General features: G+C 37.9%; 19 protein-coding genes. All 19 read left to right on the plus strand.

Annotation, left to right across the window (positions count from 1 at the left end; translation table 11 throughout):
• The first annotated feature begins 26 nt into the window (after nucleotides 1-26).
• The 19 genes from ACSSVW_RS13820 to ACSSVW_RS13910 all read left to right on the plus strand — a co-directional run bounded on the left by ACSSVW_RS13820 (nucleotide 27) and on the right by ACSSVW_RS13910 (nucleotide 22,627).
• The gene (locus ACSSVW_RS13820) at nucleotides 27-995 is read left to right on the plus strand and encodes a Wzz/FepE/Etk N-terminal domain-containing protein (RefSeq protein ID WP_075593906.1); all 969 of its coding nucleotides are present in this window, start codon (nucleotides 27-29) and stop codon (nucleotides 993-995) included.
• A gap of 48 nt (nucleotides 996-1,043) precedes the next feature.
• A complete protein-coding gene (gene pseB, locus ACSSVW_RS13825) occupies nucleotides 1,044-2,057 on the plus strand; it encodes a UDP-N-acetylglucosamine 4,6-dehydratase (inverting) (protein ID WP_075593907.1) in 1,014 nt (337 codons plus the stop codon).
• Between the two features lie 12 nt (nucleotides 2,058-2,069).
• A complete protein-coding gene (gene pseC, locus ACSSVW_RS13830) occupies nucleotides 2,070-3,230 on the plus strand; it encodes a UDP-4-amino-4,6-dideoxy-N-acetyl-beta-L-altrosamine transaminase (protein ID WP_454179497.1) in 1,161 nt (386 codons plus the stop codon).
• Nucleotides 3,231-3,232: 2 nt separating this feature from the next.
• Complete coding sequence (gene pseF, locus ACSSVW_RS13835; protein WP_454179498.1) at nucleotides 3,233-3,919, plus strand: pseudaminic acid cytidylyltransferase; 687 nt, start codon at nucleotides 3,233-3,235, stop codon at nucleotides 3,917-3,919.
• Nucleotides 3,913-5,439, plus strand: a complete 1,527-nt coding sequence (gene pseG, locus ACSSVW_RS13840; protein WP_454179499.1) for a UDP-2,4-diacetamido-2,4,6-trideoxy-beta-L-altropyranose hydrolase — start codon at nucleotides 3,913-3,915, stop codon at nucleotides 5,437-5,439. The genes pseF and pseG overlap by 7 nt, the downstream gene beginning before the upstream one ends.
• A gap of 6 nt (nucleotides 5,440-5,445) precedes the next feature.
• Nucleotides 5,446-6,498, plus strand: a complete 1,053-nt coding sequence (gene pseI / locus ACSSVW_RS13845; protein WP_454179500.1) for a pseudaminic acid synthase — start codon at nucleotides 5,446-5,448, stop codon at nucleotides 6,496-6,498.
• Between the two features lie 50 nt (nucleotides 6,499-6,548).
• A complete protein-coding gene (locus ACSSVW_RS13850; protein ID WP_162898060.1) occupies nucleotides 6,549-7,766 on the plus strand; it encodes a lipopolysaccharide biosynthesis protein in 1,218 nt (405 codons plus the stop codon).
• Between the two features lie 10 nt (nucleotides 7,767-7,776).
• Nucleotides 7,777-9,162 carry a capsular polysaccharide export protein, LipB/KpsS family gene (locus ACSSVW_RS13855; protein ID WP_454179501.1) on the plus strand — a complete coding sequence of 462 codons (1,386 nt, stop codon included), beginning with the start codon at nucleotides 7,777-7,779 and terminating at the stop codon, nucleotides 9,160-9,162.
• Nucleotides 9,159-10,244, plus strand: a complete 1,086-nt coding sequence (locus tag ACSSVW_RS13860; protein WP_421419000.1) for a glycosyltransferase family 4 protein — start codon at nucleotides 9,159-9,161, stop codon at nucleotides 10,242-10,244. The genes ACSSVW_RS13855 and ACSSVW_RS13860 overlap by 4 nt, the downstream gene beginning before the upstream one ends.
• A 406-nt stretch (nucleotides 10,245-10,650) precedes the next feature.
• Nucleotides 10,651-11,319 carry a hypothetical protein gene (locus ACSSVW_RS13865; RefSeq protein ID WP_421418999.1) on the plus strand — a complete coding sequence of 223 codons (669 nt, stop codon included), beginning with the start codon at nucleotides 10,651-10,653 and terminating at the stop codon, nucleotides 11,317-11,319.
• A 137-nt stretch (nucleotides 11,320-11,456) separates the two neighbouring features.
• Entirely contained in the window at nucleotides 11,457-12,683 is a 1,227-nt protein-coding gene (locus ACSSVW_RS13870; protein WP_182395677.1) for an exopolysaccharide biosynthesis polyprenyl glycosylphosphotransferase, read from the plus strand.
• Between the two features lie 23 nt (nucleotides 12,684-12,706).
• On the plus strand, nucleotides 12,707-13,423 hold the full coding sequence (locus tag ACSSVW_RS13875) for a glycosyltransferase family 2 protein (RefSeq protein ID WP_339612353.1): 717 nt from the start codon (nucleotides 12,707-12,709) through the stop codon (nucleotides 13,421-13,423).
• Between the two features lie 221 nt (nucleotides 13,424-13,644).
• Nucleotides 13,645-14,811 carry a nucleotide sugar dehydrogenase gene (locus tag ACSSVW_RS13880; protein ID WP_454179502.1) on the plus strand — a complete coding sequence of 389 codons (1,167 nt, stop codon included), beginning with the start codon at nucleotides 13,645-13,647 and terminating at the stop codon, nucleotides 14,809-14,811.
• Between the two features lie 127 nt (nucleotides 14,812-14,938).
• On the plus strand, nucleotides 14,939-15,424 hold the full coding sequence (gene rfaH, locus ACSSVW_RS13885; RefSeq protein ID WP_454179503.1) for a transcription/translation regulatory transformer protein RfaH: 486 nt from the start codon (nucleotides 14,939-14,941) through the stop codon (nucleotides 15,422-15,424).
• Between the two features lie 853 nt (nucleotides 15,425-16,277).
• Entirely contained in the window at nucleotides 16,278-17,396 is a 1,119-nt protein-coding gene (locus ACSSVW_RS13890) for a polysaccharide export protein (RefSeq protein WP_075593920.1), read from the plus strand.
• 12 nt (nucleotides 17,397-17,408) lie between these two features.
• Complete coding sequence (locus ACSSVW_RS13895; protein ID WP_075593921.1) at nucleotides 17,409-17,843, plus strand: low molecular weight protein-tyrosine-phosphatase; 435 nt, start codon at nucleotides 17,409-17,411, stop codon at nucleotides 17,841-17,843.
• Between the two features lie 14 nt (nucleotides 17,844-17,857).
• On the plus strand, nucleotides 17,858-20,113 hold the full coding sequence (locus tag ACSSVW_RS13900) for a polysaccharide biosynthesis tyrosine autokinase (RefSeq protein WP_454179504.1): 2,256 nt from the start codon (nucleotides 17,858-17,860) through the stop codon (nucleotides 20,111-20,113).
• 118 nt (nucleotides 20,114-20,231) lie between these two features.
• Complete coding sequence (tviB, locus tag ACSSVW_RS13905; protein ID WP_454179505.1) at nucleotides 20,232-21,512, plus strand: Vi polysaccharide biosynthesis UDP-N-acetylglucosamine C-6 dehydrogenase TviB; 1,281 nt, start codon at nucleotides 20,232-20,234, stop codon at nucleotides 21,510-21,512.
• Nucleotides 21,513-21,592: 80 nt separating this feature from the next.
• The gene (locus ACSSVW_RS13910; protein ID WP_454179506.1) at nucleotides 21,593-22,627 is read left to right on the plus strand and encodes an NAD-dependent epimerase/dehydratase family protein; all 1,035 of its coding nucleotides are present in this window, start codon (nucleotides 21,593-21,595) and stop codon (nucleotides 22,625-22,627) included.
• The last annotated feature ends 2 nt before the right edge of the window (nucleotides 22,628-22,629 follow it).

Below are 22,629 nucleotides of genomic sequence, written 5' to 3' on the forward strand. Positions count from 1 at the left end.
AAAGAAAAACATTAGGTAGCAATAGTGTGACAGAAAAAAAATTGAGCCCACGAGATGATGAGTATCTCAATATTAGTGAGTTTGTACTTATTATTTGGCAAGGTCGGTTGAAAGTATTGATAATAACAATCTTGTTTGCATTATCAGGAGTGCTAATTTCACTCCTATTACCAAATGTATATAAGTCATATGCAGTTTTAGCTCCTGCAGCTGATAATGATACAGCAAGTGGGTTATCAGCTTTAACAGGCCAATTTAGTGGTCTCGCTAGTTTTGCAGGTATTAACCTTAATGCCAATAAAGGCGGCGATAAGGTACAATTAGCTATTGAGATTATTAAGTCGAGGCAGTTTGCTAGTGAGTTTATTAATTCACATGAGCTTTTAGCTGATTTAATGGCAGCAGAGTCTTGGGATAGTGCCAGCAATAAAGTTTTATACAATGAGGATCTATACGATAAAGATACTCAAAAGTGGGTTCGTAAGGTTGAGTGGCCATTAAAAGCAAAACCATCAATGCAAGAAGCTTACAAAGAGTATACAAAAATTGTGTCTATAAATGTGTCAGAAGAAACAGGAATGATCACTCTTTCTGTAGAGCATTACTCCCCATATGTTGCTGAAAAGTGGGTTAGATGGCTAGTGCAAGATATCAATAAAAAAATGAAACAACGAGATCTTAGTAGCTCTGTTAAAAATATTGAATACCTTAAGCAACAGATCGAGCAAACGAATGTAGCTGACATGCGGGCGATCCTTTATAAACTCATTGAAGAGCAGAGTAAGACTATAATGTTTTCTGAAGTTAGAGATGAATATGTATTCAGGACTATTGATCCCGCTGTAATACCAGAAGAAAAGTTTAAGCCAAAAAGAGCATTGATCTGTATTTTTATGACTTTAATTGGCGGTGTAGTGGGAGTCGCACTCGTTTTCTTGAACTACATTCTTAGAAGAGGTAACTCAGTTTCCCCTAGACACTTTGAGGTTAAGTAATGTTATTTAACTATCCATACTTAACCAAATCACTTTAGAGAGAACAAAATGTTAAATAACAAAACAGTATTAATCACGGGTGGCACGGGTTCATTCGGTAAGAAATTTATAGAGACAATTTTAGCGCGTTACCCTGACGTGAAAAAGATTATTGTTTTTTCTCGTGACGAATTGAAGCAATCAGAGCTTCGTATGAGCTACCCGCCACAACAGTTTCCCCAGTTACGCTTTTTTATTGGTGATGTACGTGATAAAGAGCGTGTAAAGCAAGCGTGTGAAGGTGTTGACGTGATTATTCATGCTGCTGCAATTAAGCAAGTAGATACAGCAGAATATAACCCAACAGAATGTATTCGTACTAATGTAGATGGCGCAGAGAATGTGATTCATGCGGCACTAGAATGCGGCGTTAAAGACGTTGTTGCATTGTCAACAGACAAAGCATGTGCCCCAATTAACTTATACGGAGCAACAAAACTTGCATCAGATAAGTTATTTGCAGCGGCGAACAATATTAAAGGCTCAAAAGACATTAAATTTAGCGTTGTTCGTTATGGTAATGTTATGGGTTCACGTGGCTCGGTTATTCCATTTTTCTTGAATAAGCGTCAAGACGGTATTCTACCTATTACGCACGAAGAAATGACACGTTTTAATATTTCCCTTCAAGATGGCGTAGATTTGGTTATGTTTGCGATTGGCCATCATTTAGGTGGTGAAATCTTTATTCCTAAAATTCCTTCATACAAAATTTTAGATGTTGCTACAGCCGTGGCTCCAGAGTGTAAGACTGAAGTTGTTGGTATTCGCCCTGGTGAAAAGTTACATGAAGAAATGCTCACTGAAACCGACTCAATTAATACCATTGATTTAGGTGACAAGTACGCGATTCTACCGTCAGTTTCTTACATGTACACTGAAGCGCAATTTCTTGAGCACCATAAAGCGAAGAAAGTTCCTTTTGGTTTCAAATACAACTCAGGTACAAACACCGAGTGGGAAACCGTTGAAAGTTTACGCCACTTAGTCAAAGAGCACGTTGATCCTACGTTTGAAGTATAAGAGAACGCATAAATGATACCGTACGGAAAGCAATCTATCACAGCAGAAGATATCAACGCTGTTGTTGAGGTATTGAAGTCAGACTTTTTAACTCAAGGGCCACAAGTGCCTGCATTTGAAAAGTCGTTAATGGATGCCACTGGTGCACATTACGCATTAGCAGTTAATAGTGCCACCTCAGCATTGCATATTGCCTGTTTAGCCTTGGAGCTAGGGCAGGGTGATGTTCTTTGGACAACACCCGTCACATTTGTTGCATCAGCTAATTGTGGCCTTTATTGTGGTGCGACGGTTGATTTTGTCGATATTGATCCACAAACGTACAACCTATGTCCTACTGCATTAGAGGCGAAGTTACAACGCGCTAAAGTTTCGGGAACGTTACCAAAGGTGTTAGTGGCTGTTCACCTGTGCGGTCAACCTTGTGATATGAAAGCTATCCATGCGCTATCACGCGAGTATGGTTTTAAAGTAATAGAAGATGCGTCGCATGCGATTGGTGGTCGTTACCAGTCACAACCGATTGGTGCGTGTGAATACAGTGATATAACCGTCTTTAGTTTTCACCCTGTTAAAATTGTCACGACGGCAGAAGGGGGCGCAGCACTCACAAATGATAAAGCGCTGGCCGATAAAATGGCACTGTATAGAAGTCATGGTATCACTCGAGATGAAGCCTTGATGGAAAATCCATCACACGGTGGCTGGTACTATGAGCAAGTTGACCTAGGTTTTAACTACCGTATGACAGAGTTACAGGCGGCACTAGGAGTGTCGCAAATGTTACGCTTAGAGTCGTTTGTCGCTGCTCGCCATCAGTTAGCTAATCGTTACAATGAAAAGCTTGCACATTTACCGATTACTTTGCCGTATCAGTTGCCAGAGACGTATTCTGGCTTGCATTTATATGTAATTCGTTTGAATTTAAGCGCCATCACCAAATCGCACAAACAAGTATTTGATGAGCTAAGAGCAGCGGGTATCGGAGTGAATTTGCACTATATTCCGGTGCACTTGCAGCCGTATTATCAGCGAATGGGTTTTAACGTAGGTGACTACCCAGAAGCTGAGCGTTATTACGCAGAAGCGATTTCTATCCCGATGTTTCACGGGATGACCCATGAACAGCAAGATGACGTTGTGAAGCAATTAACAGCTGTTTTGAGTGAATAGTCGTGAATATAGCAATCATTCCAGCTAGGGGTGGCAGTAAGCGCATTCCGCGAAAAAACATCAAACTGTTTCATGGTAAGCCAATGATAGCCTATTCGATAGAAGCGGCTATCAAAAGCGGGTGTTTTGACAAGGTGATAGTGTCAACAGATGATGCTGAAATTGCCGATGTTGCACAGCGGTTTGGCGCACAGGTGCCGTTTATGCGACCAGCAGATATTGCGGATGATTACGCAACGACTTTGGATGTTATGAAACATGCGCTTGAATGGCTTGAGGCACAGGGTGATGCTGTTGATAATGTCTGTTGTCTTTATGCAACTGCGCCGTTTGTTTTGCCAAGTAACCTAAAACAAGGGTATGAAGCATTGCAATCGGGTGAGTTGGATTATGCATTTAGTGCAACGAGTTATGCATTTCCTATTCAGCGAGCACTAAAACTGAATGCCGAAGGCACGGTTGAAATGTTTCAACCGGAGCACTTTAATACCCGTTCGCAAGATTTAATTGAAGCATACCATGATGCGGGCCAATTTTATTGGGGCACAGCGGACGCATTTAAAGCTAAACGGCCTATATTTGGGGTTAAGTCAAAAGCTATACTTTTGCCACGAAAGCAAGTGCAAGATATTGATACGCCAGAGGATTGGGATTTAGCTGAAGCGTTATTTCAGGTTATCAAATGCTAAAAATTGCTTTTCGGGTTGACGCATCCATTCACATTGGTAGTGGTCATGTTATGCGCTGTTTGGTTTTGGCGGATGCGCTGTCAATCAATGGCCACCAGGTTGTTTTTTTGACTCGTCCACAAGCCGGTGACTTAATATCATTTATTAAGCAGCGCGGTCACAATGTTTGCCCACTTTCAGCGCTAGCGTGCCCAGTTGAACCTGTTAGTACAGATGACTATCAAGGCTGGCTTCAAGTCCCAGAGCTTGATGATGCAGCAGAGTGTGCTGATTTAATTAAATCGACGGACTTAGTCATTGTTGACCATTATGGTATTGGTGCTTTATGGCACAAGCGAGTAAAAGAAACGCATGATTGTAAAGTGGTTGTAATTGATGACTTAGTGAGAGCGCATGACGCTGAATTAATTATCGATCAAACATTACAACGACACGCAGCGGAGTATAACCGAAAAAATGCCAATGCATTGGTACTTGCAGGAACGCAATACGCACTAATTGCGCCTGTTTTTGCGACATATCACCAACAGTTCCAAGTAGAAAAACAGCCGCCTTTGCGACAGCCGCCTCGCATCCTTCTTTCGATGGGAGGCATTGATGCACCAAACGCGACACTTCGAGCTTTGAAGGCTTTACAGCAGCTTGACACAAAGCCACTTGTCACAGTTTTATTAAGCCCCCGTGCGCCAAATTATGAAAGTGTAAAGGCATTTTCGTTACAACACCCACATTGGGTAACGCATATTGACTTTGTAAGTGATATGGCAGCATTAATGGCCGAGCATTCACTTGCAATAGGCGCACCGGGAAGTACCTCGTGGGAGCGAGCATGTGTTGGGCTACCAAGCATTATTATTGCCCTGGCTGAAAATCAGCAAACAATTAGCCGTAATTTGGCATTGGTAGGTGCTGCAAAACAAGTAGACCTATCTCGAATACAGACAGATTTAGTGCCAACGTATCATGAATTACTCAGTCAGTATGAAGAGATACGGAGTATTAATTTACAGCTATGTGATGGGCAGGGAGTACAGCGAGTGGTGAAAGCCATTAACCGACTGAGTGAGTTTAGGTTAAAGTTACGGCCCGCTATCACCTCAGATATTGAACAAGTTTACGAGTGGCAGTGTAAGCCAGAAACACGAAAATATGCATTAAATAAAGCGGTGCCGAGTTTTTCAGAGCATCAAGCATGGATGACAAAGAAGCTCGCAGCAAACAACGACTATTTTTATATTATTGAACTTGTTTACGAAAATAACAAAGAAACGGCACCTGTGGGTGTGGTTCGCCTTGATAATAGCGCGCAAGGTCAATACACGATTTCAATTTTTATTGACGCTGATTATTTTGGCAAGGGCATAGGAAAATATGCCTTACAGCAAATAGATAACTTACACCCTGATGTGATAATAAATGCCACGGTATTAAAAGAAAACGCGGCATCACAAGCGCTTTTTAGTAGCGCAGGGTATCAGAGAGTCAATTCAGAGCAATTTACTCGACCAGTTGTGGAGTGAGGAATAATGACAAAATTTATTACGATAGATAACAGAAAGATAGGCCCAGATTACGCACCATATATTATTGCGGAAATGTCAGCAAACCATAATGGCAACATAGAAAACGCTTATAAAATAATGGAAATGGCAAAAGAATGTGGCGCAGATGCAATTAAGCTGCAAACTTACCGTCCCGATACAATCACGATGAAAAGTGATAACCCTGAGTTTTTAATTAAAGGCGGGTTATGGGATGGCAAAATGCTTTATGACCTATATGAAGAGGCGCACATGCCATGGGAGTGGCATAAACCTTTATTTGAGAAAGCGAAAGAGCTTGGCATTACAATTTTTAGTTCGCCATTTGATTTTACGGCAGTGGATATGTTGGAAGAGCTTGGTGCGCCAGCTTATAAGATAGCCTCGTTCGAAGCCATTGATTTACCCTTAATCGAGTATGTAGCGAAAACGGGTAAGCCGATGATAATTTCGACGGGTATGGCAAACGAAGAAGAAATACGCGAAGCAGTAGAAACAGCGAGAAACGCAGGGTGTAAAGAGTTGGTTGTTTTACACTGTGTGAGCGGTTACCCAGCGCCAGCAGAAGACTATAACTTGGCAACGGTTGCAGATATGGCAACGCGTTTTGATGTGCTAACGGGGCTATCTGACCACACAATAGATAATACAACAGCTATTACGTCGGTCGCGTTGGGGGCATGTTTAATCGAAAAGCACGTTACGCTAGACAGAAATGGTGGCGGACCGGATGATAGTTTTTCGTTAGAGAAGCCAGAGTTAGAGCAGCTATGCAGAGATAGTAAAATAGCATGGCAGGCGCTAGGAAAAGTAAATTATGAGCGAAAAGAGAGCGAGAAAGGGAATGCAATCTTTAGGCGTTCATTGTATGTAGTAAAGGATGTTGCAGAAGGTGACGTGTTTACACATGAGAATGTAAAGAGTATTAGGCCAGGCTATGGCTTAGCACCAAAGTATTTACATGATGTAATAGGTAAGCGCGCTAACACTTTTATTAAGTCTGGTACAGCTCTTACAAATAGACTGGTTGATCTTTAAATTTGAAAGCTTTGAACCAATTTATAAAATTAATTAGCAATAAAGAGGTAGTGATAAATATAGCATTACGCTTGAGTGTGCTTGTAAGTAAGTTTTTCTTTATTTTTCTTGCTGCGAAATACCTATCCCTATCAGATATGGGGGAGTATGGTATTTTTATTGCTTCTGTAACTTATTCAATATATTTGATCGGTTTTGACTTTTATACTTTTTCGAATCGAGCTTTTATACAAAGTGAAAGTGAGCAAGCTTTAATCGCGTCTAAGCAGTTAAGTTTTAATTTATTATCATTATCACTTGTAACAATTCCTTTTTTACTGCTTTTCTTTTTAGATGTGTTCTCAGTAGATATTTTGCTTATATTTTGCATGGTTGTAATTAGCGAATATCTGGGGCAGGAAATAGGTAGATTACTTATTGCATCAGGAAGAGTCATTGCAGCAAGTTGGACGTTGTTTATTCGAAGTGCTCTTTGGTCATATATTGTTGTGTTCTTAATGGTATTTAACCCAGATTATATTTCTCTAAAAGTCATTCTAGGCTTTTGGCTGCTCTCTAGTTGGTTAGCACTTTTTATAGGTGTATATTATTTAAGAGATATATTTTCCCTTGCACCATTTAAGTTCAATATCGATTCAAAGTGGATTATTCGAGGGATAAATATATCTATAATTCTATTTTTTGGCACTTTGCTAGCTAGAGCTGTCTTTACTGGTGATAGACTGATATTGGAGCTTTTAGGGCATAAAGAGTTAGTTGGAATATATGCGGTGTATGTTGGGTTATGCAATGTTTTTATGACATTTGCTGATTCTGCTGTATTTCAATTTAGTTACCCAAAGCAAATAAAGAATTTTAAAAATAAAAATATGCACGCAATCTTAAATCAAATGAAGAAAGATGCAGTTGCAATAGTGTTTGTTTATATATTGATCATCTCCGGTTACTATGTTTTGTTAGAGTTTTTGTTTAGCTATATAGGTAAGCAAGAGTACCTGAATTACATAAACTACTTTTGGGGATTGCTTATTGCGTATTTTTTCATTGTTATTTCATATATACCCCATTATGTAATTTATGCTGCAAATGAAGACAGAAAGATACTAAAAACCCATTTTTTTCAATTTTTAGTTTTTTTCGTTAGTGTTTTTGGGCTTTACGTAGCAACAGATATTAATGTGTTCATGAATATTGTATTGGCTATGCTTTTATCATCAGTGATTACATTCCTGAGTAAAGCTTTCTATTGTTACCAAGTGTTGAAATAAAGAGTTGGTTTTGAAAAGTATTTTAATATTAATTAATACAGCAGCATTTTCTAAGTACTATCTAAAGTTGGCAATTGAGCTTAAACAGCGAGGCAACAATGTTGTCATAGCAACAGACTCTAAGTTTACTCAAGAATTATTTCAACTAGATAAAAGTGGTATCCCTGTTGAGGTGTTCGAAAATGATCTATCAATAGACAGTGATCTGGTAAGTAATTTAGATACTTGGTGTTTGCATCCAGATTTTGACCGAGGCAACTATTATGGTTTTTCTGGCGAGTTTTCAGGACATAAATCAAGTCAAGTCGTCGAAAGTTTATATTGCTTTTTTAAAAGAGTCATTCTTGAGCATAATATATCAACATGTTTTTATGAAAACGTGTCTAATGGGTTTGCTTATATTGCTTGGAAAGCTATCGAATCTGAAAATGGTAAATATTTAGGCCTAACGTCTTCAAGATTACCATCTATGTGCTGCTTTTCGTCTGATGATAATGAATTAGCAGATAAGATTGAGCAGGCTTTATTATCAAATACTTTTAGAGCAGATGATTTAGATTTTGCTAAAAATTATTTATCTCAGATTAACGAAGTTGAGCCAGATTACATGAAGAATAATGGGTTAAGCAAAGTAAGTGCTTTACCTGCATTAAAAAAAGTGGGTATACACAGTCTTAAAACTCATATCAAATATTCATTGGGGTCTAATAGTGCAGGGTTTCAGTTAGGTAAGCCTATTGTATCTTCAATCCGATATAGATTACGAAATGTTTATAGAAAGCTTAACTCATATAGAATAAAAAAATATTTTACTAAATTTGAGCCATTAGATACCCAAACTTACTTTTTATATCCTCTACATTATCATCCCGAGTCGTCAACCTCTTTGTTAGGACGATTTTATGATGAGCTAAATATCATTAAAAATATTGCTTTTAGCTTAAAAAAAGGGGAGTTACTAATAGTAAAAGATCATAAAAGTGCTCATGCGTTTGAGGATAAGCAGTTTTATAAAAAGCTCTCTAATTTACCAAATGTTCTTTTGGTTCGTCCTGAACTGAATGCAAAAAAGATTATTGATGAATGTTCTGGGATCTTCACTTTAACTAGTACGGTAGGCTATGAGGCGGTTCTTAAAAATAAACCAGTTTCGATGTTTGGGGATGCATTTTATAAGAAGCATTTCTTAGCAAGAAAACTGAATGGGTTCGGTGAGATTAGAGATGCAATAGAGTGGATGAAAAGCCGACCCCAAAATAGCTTGCCGGCAGATTATAATATTAATTTTGTCGCTAGCTATCATAAAGTTTGCTTCGAATTTAAGCTTAATTTAGCGGATAAAGAAACAGCTGAAGGAATCGAAGAGTTAGCAACATTAGTAGAAGAAAATATATGAAAATTATGTTCGTTAATCATGCCATGCATTGCGGTGGTACTGATAATGTAGTTAATAAGCTTATAAATATTTTTTTAAACGATAAAAATATTCAGTGTGAGCTAGTTACATTTAGAAGTCCAGATGAAGATTTCTTTAAAATTCCAAGCGAAGTAAAGAGGTATTCATTAGGTTTTGATAGTGATGATAGTGAAAATTCAGGTTTAAGCTATTTCTCTTCATCAAATGCTAAGATGTTATTTTCATTAAGAAAAATAATTAAAGACTCAAACCCAGACTTCATTGTTACTAATTGGACATCTACAAATTGTTTCACATTACTTGCGTCCTTATTTCTAGCAAAAAAAGTAATATGTTACGAACATATTCACTTTGACTCGCCGAGTATCGTGTGGCGCGTGTTAAGAAGACTGTTATATCCATATGCTCACAAAGTGCTATGTTTAACAGAGTCTGATCAAAAGAAATATCAAAAGTTTTGTACATCGATAAAGACAATAAACCCAATCACTCTTGTTAAGCCGAAAAATATTCCTGCTTATGAGGATAGGCAGAAGCAATTCTTGGCTGTCGGTAGATTAGACCCACAAAAAGGTTTCGATAATTTATTAAAAGCATACTCTTTGATACATCACAAATGCCCAGAGTGGAAGCTTAAAATTATTGGTGAAGGTAAGGAAAGAGCGAGTCTCGAAGCTCAAATTTCTGAACTTAATTTATCTAGTCAAGTCGAGTTACTTGGTGCTCAAAATGATGTATCTAAATATTACTTACAGAGCAAAGCATTTATTCTTTCTTCAAGATATGAAGGGTTTGGACTAGTGATTTTAGAGGCTCAAGTTTGCGGTGCTGCAGTTATTTCGTTTGACTGTAAAACAGGCCCGTCAGATATTATTACAAATAATTATGATGGTATCCTAGTTCAAGATCAAAGCATTGAAGAGCTAGCTAGGGCAATGCTTGATATAGCTGAAAATGATAAACTGGCAAAAGAACTCATAGGTAATGGTTTAGAGACATCAAAAAGCTATGATGATTTACACATTCTTGAACTATGGCAAAGCAAAATAATCAATGAATAAATACTATGAAAGCATGTTGCTATATTTTATTTTCATTTTCATGTACGTCAGTAACTTTTTTAGTTACATGCTTTTATTTCAAGATAGCAAAAACCTTCTTATAGCAATTCGGTTTATCTGCTTTGCTTTATCTTTCCTTATTTTATTGAAGTCAAATGTATTGATAAAGAAAAAGTTTATATCAAAAATTTTACTTTTTTTATTTATTTGTCTCTTATATTTACTAATAACAAAAAATTTATTTTATTTTGACGTTATGAGTGTCGTTATATTTGCTTTATTTTTAAGCTTTTTCGACTGGAAGTCTAAGAAACTGAATCTGTTTTTGCTTTCATGCATACTATTAACTTTGTTTGTATTAGTTTCATTACTTGCACTAAATGGGTTAATTGAATCTAAAAGTTTCATGATGGCTAGTAGTTATGGTTTTTCGATAAAACACTCACTTGGTTTCTTAAATCCTAATATTATATCAATGCTCATACTTTCAATTACCGTTTTAATCTATGTGTATGATCAAAAAGCATTATTTTTTATTTCAACTTTAATTTTCTTAGCGTTTTCAGTTTGGTTAGGTTCAAGAACATATATGCTTGCCTCTGTTCTTTCTATAGTTTTGATTCCCTTTGTCGGTATGCTGCACCGATTTAAATTTTTAATTTTCTTGTATCTTCTCATACCTTTAATTCTATATGGTTTGCTTTACTCTCAATCATTTAAGTTAGTTACAGATCTTTTAAATTATGCTTTAAGTGGTAGGCTGACTCTGATAACAGAGTACATTAATGCAACAAGTTTCATAGGCTTACTTTTTGGAGGAGTCACTTTTGAGAAGGTCGATATGGCGTTTTTTAATCTCATTTTCTCATTTGGAATTTTAGGGTATATGCTTTTTGTGATTCTGGTATTAAATACATTTAAAAAAGCTACAGAAAAAGAATTGTACATGTTATTTGTAATTTTATTTGTAATGATGTTTGAAAATGTAATTAGTTTTAACTGTATATTAATGGCTGTGTTTTTATCTGAGATTTTCAATAAATATGGTGTTAGGGTAAGTAAAAGTAATGTATAAAGCATAAAAGTATTGCTTGTTGTGCAATGTTGTTACGAGTCAGTATTGCCCTCAATATAGGTTCTAAGTATAATATCATCCTTTTCGTCCCTCTAATTCAGAGGGTTGTAATCAGAGTTAAGCTAAAAGATTGTAACGTGTATAAACTATTATCAAATTCATTTGTATGTCACACACTGGGATTGTTGTTTACGGCATGCTTGGTGTTAGCTTTTTCTGCATTCCCTTACTCTACGGAATCTGTAAAAAACTCTTTAATGCTTGTTGAGGGAAGTTACCTAGCGACAGCCTTCACTTTGCCTTTAGTGGCGAAGTATCTTTTAGTTGATCGAAAATACTACATAATCCCGTTAATTTTTTCAGTGTTTAGCATAGCACTTTCGTTAGTATTGATTTTGCGTTTTGATTACTCTTTATTTCTAATTTTTGTCGGTGCTGCATCAAGCTTTGTTTGGTTATTTACAACAACGATTTTAAGAACAAATCATAAAAAGTTAATGTTGCATGTGATTGATAATTTTGATTATTCTGACTTGGAATCTCATAGTAACATTGAAACGATCTTATTATCTGAGCCTTATGATCAAACTGCGATTAAGCACGGTTTAGTTGTTGATTTACACCAGAACTTAACGCCTTATCAAGAAAAGTTTATTGCAGATTGTAGCTTGAACGAAATCTCAGTTTTTCATGCCGAAAGTATAAAAGAAATGATCAAGGGTAAAGTACAAGTTCATCATCTTTCTGAAAACTCAATAGGAACTCTGCAACCAAACCCTATTTATCAGCTTTTTAAGCGTGTATGGGAATCAGCTATTATTATTCTAACGTTGCCTTTTTCACTTTTTGTAATGATAGTAACAGCGATATTGATCAGGTTAGAAAGTCCCGGCCCAATTATATTTACACAAGAACGAGTTGGCCAAGCTGGTCGAGTTTTTAAAATTTATAAGTTCCGAAGCATGACCGTTGAAAAGTTGTGTGATAAAGATAAATTTGCAACGGATGAGCAAGCTCGAATTACTAAAGTTGGAAAATTTATTCGAAAAGTTCGAATTGACGAGTTACCTCAGTTTTTTAATGTACTAAAGGGAGATATGGCGCTTATTGGTCCAAGACCCGAGCAAGAGTCTTTCGTGAGGTTATTTGAGCAAGATATCCCATTTTATGGTTATCGTCATATGGTTAAACCAGGCATTACTGGGTGGGCACAAACAGTCCATGGTTATGCAGATGATACTGACTCTACAAAAGAAAAACTTGCTTACGATCTTTATTATATTAAACATTTGTCTTTTTGGCTTGACGTAAATATTGTGTTCAAGACTTTAAAAACTATGCTGACAGGCTTCGGGGCAAAATAATAATGTCGTTGGTTTCCATTATTATGCCTGCGTTTAATGCTGAAAAAACGATAGAAAACAGCATTCGCTCAATCCAAAACCAATCCTATACAAATTGGGAGTTGCTTGTTACAGATGATAGCTCAACAGACTCAACTGCTAAAATTGTACAAGAGCTTGCCTCCAATGATAAACGTATAAAGTATACCTTGAATAAGGGTGCATCAGGGGCTTGGTCAGCTAGAAATAACAGTATAAAAGTGGCTCAAGGTGAATACATTGCTTTTTTAGATAGTGATGACACATGGTTACCTAATAAGTTAAAAGCTCAAATTGAAGCGATGAACATACATAATGTAAACGCTTCACACAGTGCATACTATCGCGTAAACGAGTCTGGCGATGTTCTTAATATAAAAAAAATAAAGTCACGTGTAACTCTTAAGGATATGCTAAAACAAAACTGTATAGGTAACTTAACAGGCATATACAACGCTAAATTGCTTGGTAAATTTTACCAACAGCACATAGGGCATGAAGACTATGCTATGTGGTTAAATATAATAGAAAAAACAGACTCTATAGGTATTGAGGAGCCCGTTGCAAATTACTTAGTTGCTACGAATAGCTTATCAAGTAACAAGTTTAAGGCCGCAATGTGGCACTTTAAGATACTTAAGAGTAGTAATAAGGTTGGCCCTTTGAGTGTTTGGTATTATTTCCTATGTTATGTTGTGAACGCAGTTAAGTCTCGCGTGTAAAATACATTCTTCTTAATCCGCAATGTTTAATCTACCTTCTTTCTTTTTACCTTTTCTAAACTGGTTTCATTCAGCAATTTCAAGATCATAGACTTACCGATTAAAATTAATAACGTTTACTGGTTGTTTTAAAAAAGTAGCTTGATAATTAAATCGTCACAAAAATAAATTAGCGTAGTAAGTAAATACAGCAGGACGTTGTTTTTTACTTACGAGCAATTATGAACATAACAATTGTGGGTACTGGTTACGTTGGTTTGTCTAATGCTATGTTGTTGGCTCAGCACAATAATGTAGTGGCTTTGGATATTGTTGAAGAAAAAGTGGCATTACTGAATGCGAGTAAATCACCCATATCAGACACCGAAATAGAAAATTTCCTTGCGAATAAAAAATTAAACTTTACGGCAACAACAGATAAGTTTTTGGCTTACGAAGCCGCTGATTTTGTAGTGATAGCAACACCGACAGATTACGACCCCGATACTAATTATTTTAATACAAAGTCAGTTGAAGCAGTTATAGCAGATGTACAAGCTATAAAACCACATGCTGTTATCGTGATAAAGTCGACAGTACCAGTTGGCTATACCGAAAATATAAAGCATAAGTTTAAAACAGATAACATTATTTTTTCGCCAGAGTTTTTACGTGAAGGCAAAGCCCTTTACGATAACTTGCACCCATCGCGTATTATTGTTGGTGGGCACTCAGAGCGGGCTAAAGTGTTTGCTAATTTATTGGCACAAGGGGCCATTAAAGAAAATATTGATATTTTGTTTACTGACTCAACCGAAGCCGAAGCGATTAAGTTATTTTCGAACACCTACCTTGCTATGCGCATAGCATACTTTAATGAACTTGATAGTTATGCTGAAAGTCATGGATTAAATTCCAAACAAATAATTGAAGGTGTGTGTTTAGATTCACGCATTGGTAGTCATTATAACAACCCCTCTTTTGGCTATGGTGGCTATTGTTTACCTAAAGACACCAAACAATTATTAGCTAATTACCAAAACGTACCTAATAACATGATTCGTGCGATTGTTGATGCAAACTCAACACGTAAAGACTTCATAGCAGAGTCAATTCTTGCTAAAAACCCTAAAGTTGTGGGTATTTATCGTCTTATTATGAAAACCGGTTCAGACAACTTCAGGGCATCTGCTATCCAGGGAGTAATGAAGCGTATTAAGGCTAAAGGGATTCAAGTCATTGTATTTGAGCCTGAGCTACAAGAAAGTACTTTTTTTAACTCTAAAGTGACACAAGATCTCAATGAACTAAAAATAAGTGCAGATGTAATTATTGCAAATCGTATGGTTAAAGAGTTGCAAGATGTTGCAGAAAAAATATATACACGAGATCTGTTCGGAAACGATTAGATTAATGACAGAAAAAGCATGAAATTTTATAATAGACATGCCATAACTCTATGCGTATAATCGCCGACTCATAAAAAGCAATCCTTTTGGATTGGATTTAAGGAAAATGAGCATTTTAGGTGTGACTATGGAAAGTTGGTACTTACTTTTTTGCAAAGCAAAACAAGAGCTAAGAGCTCAAACAAACCTACAAAACCAAGGTTTTGAGGTATTCTTTCCCGAACATAAAATAGAGCGAATTATAAAGGGACGCCGTTCTATTAAAACATCTCCTCTTTTTCCGAACTATTTATTTATTAAGTTAAACACACGAAATTGTAATTTTTCTGCTGTAAAAAATACACGGGGTGTGAGTGGTTTTGTAGCTTATGGCAGCAAGTTTCAAATTGTTCCTGAACAGCTAATTTTTCAACTCCGTTCTTTTGAAACAGCGTGCGAAGTAAAATCAGACTTACCTAAAACGGGTGATGTGGTTTATTTAAATACCGAGTCGTTTAAAAATGTTAAAGCCATATACCAAGAACCCGATGGCGACATGCGCAGTATTTTGTTAGTTAATTTATTGAACAAACAAGTCACCGTAAGTGTAGATAACAAAGATATTAGTTTATAAGTTCTACGAGTAATCTTGTAGGAACGGCCGCAGGTATGATGCTTGCGTGGCGTGGAAAAATTTATAAGTCGTGATTCAACACGACATTAACGTAGGAACGGCTTTTGCCGTGAATAAGGTAAAAATGTTCGGCGTTAAAACGCCTCCTACGGTGTAGGCATATACTTCAACGCGTAAAAAACAAAAATTAGCAATAAAATCAGTACGTAGGAACTGCAACCTAGGGGCGGAAGCGTGTCCGAAGGACTAGACAAGCAAAAAGTTTTGCTTTCAAGCGTGAGCGAGAGGAGCTCTGCGACGAACTGGAACGGAAGCGTGTCCGAAGGACTTATAGAGCTCCGAGCCATGAAGTAAGAGATGCGAGCTTGTTTATGTAGGCGTGAAATTTATTTCGCGCGAAAACGCCAAATGTGGTTCGGCGTTAAAACGCCCCTACGGTGTTTGAATATCGCATGTAGGAACTGCTTTAGCTGTGAAGGGATTATAAGTAACGAGTTACGAGTTACGAGTTACGAGAAGCGAGATACGAGCTAAATTGAGCTGGTTGTTTAATGTCGCTGAAAAGGTTTGCTCTTTCGGTGTTAAAACACCTCCCACGTGTATGGTGCGTGTCTTTTGTAGGCGTGAAATTTATTTCGCGCGAGAACACCAAACATAAAGAAAAAGCAATCGGTACTAAAGAACCTCGATGCATTCATTAACTATTTTGCAAAAAACTGTCACAAGTGAGCGTTTACTAAACACTCAGTCTTGCGAACCAATGGTTGCCATGCTTTAATTAGGCAGCAAAAAAATAAACAGTTGTGGGTTTATTTAAACTGGACGTTTTAAAAAAATTATTTGGGAAATAACAATGGCGCTTAGCTGTAAAACAATTGTGACGTCATTTGCGTTACTAGCAATGACTGGCTGTACAATCATCCCCGGTAGCCATTTTGAAGGAATCGAATCGGGTGAAAAAGTAGATAACCTTGAGAAGGAGCTCGATAAAGTAAATATTCAAATCATTGACTCTTCTTTAATTAATCAGCAAAAACAATCTCAAGTTACACACACTAAACCAACAAGCTTAGACGGTGTTGATACCTCTGACTATCAATACAGATTAGGCGTCGGTGATGTACTAACTATTGGTGTGTGGGATCACCCTGAGCTTACAATACCAGCGGCTGTTCAGCGTACTGCCGAATTTGATGGCTTTCGTGTTCAAGCCGATGGCACAATTACGTATGCATATGCACCAAATATACAAGCGGCTGGCAGAACAGTACAAGAAGTACACGCAGAACTTGTTAAGCGCTTAAGCCGCGTTATCGAAGACCCACAGGTCGATATTAAAATAGTTGGTTTTAGAAGCCAAAAAGCCTATGTCACGGGCGAAGTAAATAAACCAGGCGTACTACCAGTAACCGAAATTCCACTTACATTAATTGATGCATTAAACCAAGCTGGTGGTTTAACTGAATCTGCCGATTGGCGAACAGTGACTTTTACACGCGGTGATAAAACCGAAGTTATTAAATTAGATGACTTTTACGCTAAAGGTGATATTTCACAAAATCGTTTGTTAAAACATGGCGATATTGTCCACGTAAACCGTAACGATATGCAAAAAGTGTTTGTATTAGGCGATGTTAAGCGCGCTGGTACAGTGGGTGTTAATCGTTATGGTTTAAATTTAGCGCAAGCATTAAGTGATGCGGGTGGTTTAAACGAAAACACGGCAGATGCTAACGGTGTCTTTGTACTACGTAAACGCAATTTAGAAACCGACGGTGTAATTGCCGATGTATATCAGCTACATGCTAAAAATGTGGCGGCTTTAGTATTGGCCGAGCAGTTTAAGTTACAACCTCACGACATAGTATATGTAACAAGTGCACCGCTTGCCCGTTGGAACCGAGTAATAAGCTTACTACTGCCTTCTGTTAGTACAGTAGATGCAGTAAACGACGTAGCAAACACAAACTAAGGGTTAAATAGTATGTTTGATTCTGTATTAGTTGTGTGTGCCGGCAATATATGCCGCAGCCCAACCGCCGAATATGTTTTAAAAAGCAAACTGCAAGGCAAAAATGTAACTGTATCGTCGGCGGGATTAACTGCCCTTGAAGGAAAACCAGCTGATGCCCAAGCTCAGTTAATTGCAAACGAGCATAATATTGATATGAGCGCGCATCAAGGTAGGCAGATTACCTCAAATCTTGTTGCAAATAATAGCGTAATACTCGTGATGGAGCAGCGCCACATAAATGACTTATGCGCGCGTTACCCGCAGGCACGCGGTAAAACATTTTTGCTTGGTAAATGGGTAGGCGATAAAGAAATACCCGATCCTTACCGTCAAAGCCAAGAGGCTTTTAAGCATGTTTACGAATTAATCGATAGCGCGTGTAGCGCTTGGCAAAAGTATTTATAAGGAAAGGCTAGTACATGAATGCTCAGCCCACTGCATTAGCAGCAAATAAACAAAATAGAACCCAACAAGAACAAGCAAGCCAAGAAATCGATTTAATGGCATTATTAGGCGCATTAATTGACCGCAAATACTTTATAGCGGCAATTACGGCAGCGTTTATGGCTGTAGGTGTGTTTTACGCGGTTTTTTCTACTCCGGTTTACCAAGCAACAGCCATGATACAAGTTGAAGATGGTGGCGCATCGGTACCAGGTTTTGATGACATGGCCGGTATGTTCGAAAGTACCTCGGCTGCGGTAACCGAAATCGAGCTACTAAAATCGCGCTCTGTCATTGGCGAAGCCGTCGATACGTTAAAACTCGATATTATTGCTGAACCAAAGCTGTTTCCTGTAATTGGTAACAGAGCGTTCCGTAAGTTTACTCCTGTAGAAAATGGTGACCTTGCAGAGCCTAGTTTTGGGGCAAACAGCTATGCCTGGGGTGGCGAGAGCATAAACGTATTTAGGTTTGACGTACCGCGCTCAGCTATTGGTACTGGTTTTACCTTAGTTGCTGGTGAAGGCACTGGCAATAATAAACAATTTACACTTTTAAATGGTGACGACGACGTTATTTTAAAAGGTAAAGTGGGCGAAGAGCTAACAAATGGCAAATTTAACGTAACAATTCGCAGTTTAATTGCCCGCTCTGGCACCGAGTTTACGCTTTTACGTCAAGATCGCTTAAATACTATTTTAGATTTACAAGCTGCAATTGGTGCAAGCGAAAAAGGTAAAGACTCGGGTATTATTAATTTAAGCTTACAAAGCGAAAATGCGGGCTACGCCGAAAAAGTGCTCGATAAAGTGGCCGCTATTTATGTACGCCGTAATGTAGAGCGTAATAGCGCCGAGGCACAAAAATCACTCGAGTTTTTAGAGGTACAGTTACCCGAGGTCAAAAAGCAGCTGGAATACGCCGAGCAGCGCTTTAACGACTACCAAATTCAGCGTCAATCAATCAACATTACTTTAGAGACGCAAGGCGTGCTAGAGCAAGTAGTAGAGCTTGAAACTAAATTACAAGAGCTCGAGCTAAAGCGCTTAGAGCTAAGCCGAAAATTTAAAGACAGCCACCCAACGTACCAAGGGGTGCTTGAACAAATTGAAGCGGTCGAAAAACAAAAGCAAAACCTAGTGGGCGAGGTAGGCAACCTACCCGAAACTCAGCAAGAGTTATTACGCTTAAAACGCGATGTAGAAGTAAGCAACCAAATTTACACATTGCTGTTAAGTAAAACGCAAGAGCTTGATATTGTGCGTGCAGGCACCGTAGGCAATGTACGTGTAATTGACCATGCCGAGGTAAACACCTCAAAACCGGTTAAACCTAAAAAAGCACTCATTGTTGTTATGGCAACTATGCTGGGCGGTATGCTAAGTGTAGCGATTGTATTAATACAAAAAGCGATACATAAAGGGGTCGAAGACCCTAACGAAATTGAGGCACTAGGCTTACCTGTATACGCAAGCGTACCGTACTCAGACTACCAAGATAAACTAACTGGTTTTAGCAAAGCTAAAAAAGGCCGTAACAAACCTAAAACTATACTGGCGGTTGATAACCCTGCTGACTTATCAATAGAGGCGTTGCGTAGCCTTCGCACCAGCTTGCACTTTGCGATGATGGAATCTAAAAATAATCTTATTGCTATTTCGGGTCCAAGCCCAGGTGTCGGTAAGTCGTTTATATCGGTTAACCTTGCTACTGTGCTGGCACAAAGTGGTAAAAAGGTACTGATTATCGATGCCGATATGCGTAAAGGGCATTTGCAAACCCAGTTTGGTATGCAATGGGACGATGGCTTAAGTGATTACCTATCGGGTCGCTTAAATCTAGAGCAAGTAACAAAGCACTCGCAAGTGCAAGACCTCGACGTAATTACAAGGGGCCAAATACCGCCAAACCCCTCTGAGTTACTAATGCACAGTAACTTTAGTAAGCTAGTCGAAGAAATAAAAAGCAAATACGACATTGTGATAATAGATACCCCCCCAATTTTAGCGGTAACAGACCCAGCTATAGTCAGTGCTCATACGGGTACAACATTGCTAGTAACACGCTTTGGTCAAAATCATGCGCGTGAAATAGAGCTTACCCGTAACCGCTTTGAGCAAAATGGCATTGATGTAAAAGGCGTGGTATTTAATGGTGTATTACGTAAAGCAAGCAATGCATATGGTTACTACGGGTACTACAATTACGAATATAAATCGGGTAGTAACTAAGTAATTGTCTCACAGTATTGTTTTTGAATAGGGCTTGTTAATTACTCTATTTTAATAATGAGTAATTACAAGTTTTAGCTGGACGTAGAGTATTTTTTAAATTTAAGAGAGTATTAAAATGCGCGATTCATTAACGGATCTAAAGATTGGCATAATAGGCTTAGGTTACGTAGGTCTCCCTTTGGCGGTCGAATTTGGTAAGAAATACCAAACATTAGGATTTGATATTAATCAAAACCGAGTCTCACAATTGATAGCAGGGCATGATGCAACACTTGAAGTAAGTGATGCAGAATTAAAAGAGTCTACGAATTTAAATTATTCACATAACGTAGCCGATTTAGAATCGTGTAATGTTTATATTGTTACAGTACCGACACCGATTGATGAACATAAACAACCTGATTTAACACCGCTTGTTAAAGCGAGTGAAATGTTAGGTAAAGTGGTTAAAAAAGGCGACATTATAATTTATGAGTCTACGGTTTACCCAGGTGCAACAGAAGAAGCCTGTTTACCAGTAGTTGAACAAGTATCTGGCTTAACTTTTAATCAAGACTTTTTTGCAGGTTATTCACCAGAGCGAATAAACCCGGGTGATAAAGAGCACCGTGTTACAAATATTTTAAAGGTTACAAGTGGCTCAACCCCAGAAATTGCAGAGTTAGTTGACCAGCTTTATAAATCAATAATTACAGCGGGTACGCATAAAGCTAGTTCAATTAAAGTGGCTGAAGCGGCTAAAGTGATTGAAAATACGCAGCGCGATGTAAACATTGCTTTAATTAATGAGTTATCAATTATTTTTAATAAGCTTGGCATTGATACACTTGAAGTATTAGAAGCTGCAGGTACTAAATGGAACTTTTTACCTTTCCGCCCTGGTTTAGTGGGCGGGCACTGCATAGGGGTAGACCCATACTACTTAACCCATAAAGCGCAAAGTGTAGGTTATCACCCAGAAATGATTTTAGCAGGTCGTCGTTTAAATGATGGCATGGGCAAACATGTGGTATCTGAACTTGTTAAAAAAATGCTTAAAAAGCGCATACAGGTTGAAGGCGCTAATGTGCTTGTAATGGGCTTAACATTTAAAGAAAACTGCCCAGACCTTCGTAACACAAAAGTGGTTGATATTGTTACTGAGCTAAAAGAATATAATATTAATGTAGATATAGTCGACCCTTGGTGTTCTAACGAAGAAGCTGAGCACGAATATAGCTTATCGCTTACCGCTGAGCATAAGCAAAATTATTATGATGCAATATTGCTGGCAGTAGGGCATAACGAATTTAAAGAGATGGGCGCAGAGCAAATTAGAGCGTTAGGTAAAGAGCAACACGTACTTTACGACTTAAAATATGTACTACCAAAAGAAAGTGTAGATATGCGTTTATAGAATTATCTAATTTATAATCTAATATTTGGGGCGTTAGCCCCAGTTGCTCTGAATTTAAATGCTAGTTTCAAAGGACTCTCATGACACGCTACGAACAAATTAAAATAGAATTACAAGCATCTCCAAAAACATGGCTAATAACTGGTGTTGCAGGTTTTATTGGTTCAAATTTATTAGAGCATTTACTAAAACTAAACCAAACCGTAATAGGACTAGATAATTTTGCTACGGGTCATCAGCATAATTTGGATGAAGTACAAGGTTTAGTTTCAGCTAAGCAATGGGTAAATTTCAGATTTATTGAGGGGGATATTCGTAACTATCAAGACTGCGAAAAAGCCTTAGCTCATAATGTTGACTATGTGTTGCATCAAGCTGCATTAGGCTCCGTACCTCGCTCGATTGCAGACCCAATTACAACCAATGCGGCAAATATCACAGGCTTTTTAAATATGCTACAAGCAGCAAAAGAAGCAAATGTAAAAAGCTTTACTTATGCAGCAAGTAGCTCAACTTATGGTGACCACCCTGCATTACCAAAGGTTGAAGAAAACATTGGCAACCCGCTTTCTCCTTACGCAGTAACTAAATATGTAAATGAGCTTTACGCAGGTGTGTATGCACGCACTTATGGTTTTAAAACAATAGGTTTACGTTACTTTAATGTGTTTGGTCAGCGACAGGACCCGAATGGTGCTTATGCTGCGGTAATACCTAAATGGACTGCAGCGATGATTAAAGGCGATGATGTCTATATTAATGGTGATGGTGAAACAAGCCGCGATTTTTGCTTTATCGAAAATACAGTGCAAATGAATATTCTTGCAGCAACGGCATCAGATGAAGCGAAAGATCAAGTTTATAATGTGGCTGTGGGTGACCGAACCACGCTTAATGATTTATACAAAGCGATTAAATCAAATTTAAATGAGTGTGGTGTTAGCACTATAAAAGAACCTGTTTTTAGAGATTTTAGAGCTGGTGATGTAAGGCATTCACAGGCTGAAATACGTAAGTCTGTAAATATGCTAGGATACTATCCTGAGTTTACAATTAATAAAGGAATAGCAAAAGCAATGAAGTGGTATTTGGCTTCTTTGAATAAAGCGAAATAGTT

The sequence above is a fragment of the Pseudoalteromonas sp. MBR-15 genome (assembly GCF_053628915.1).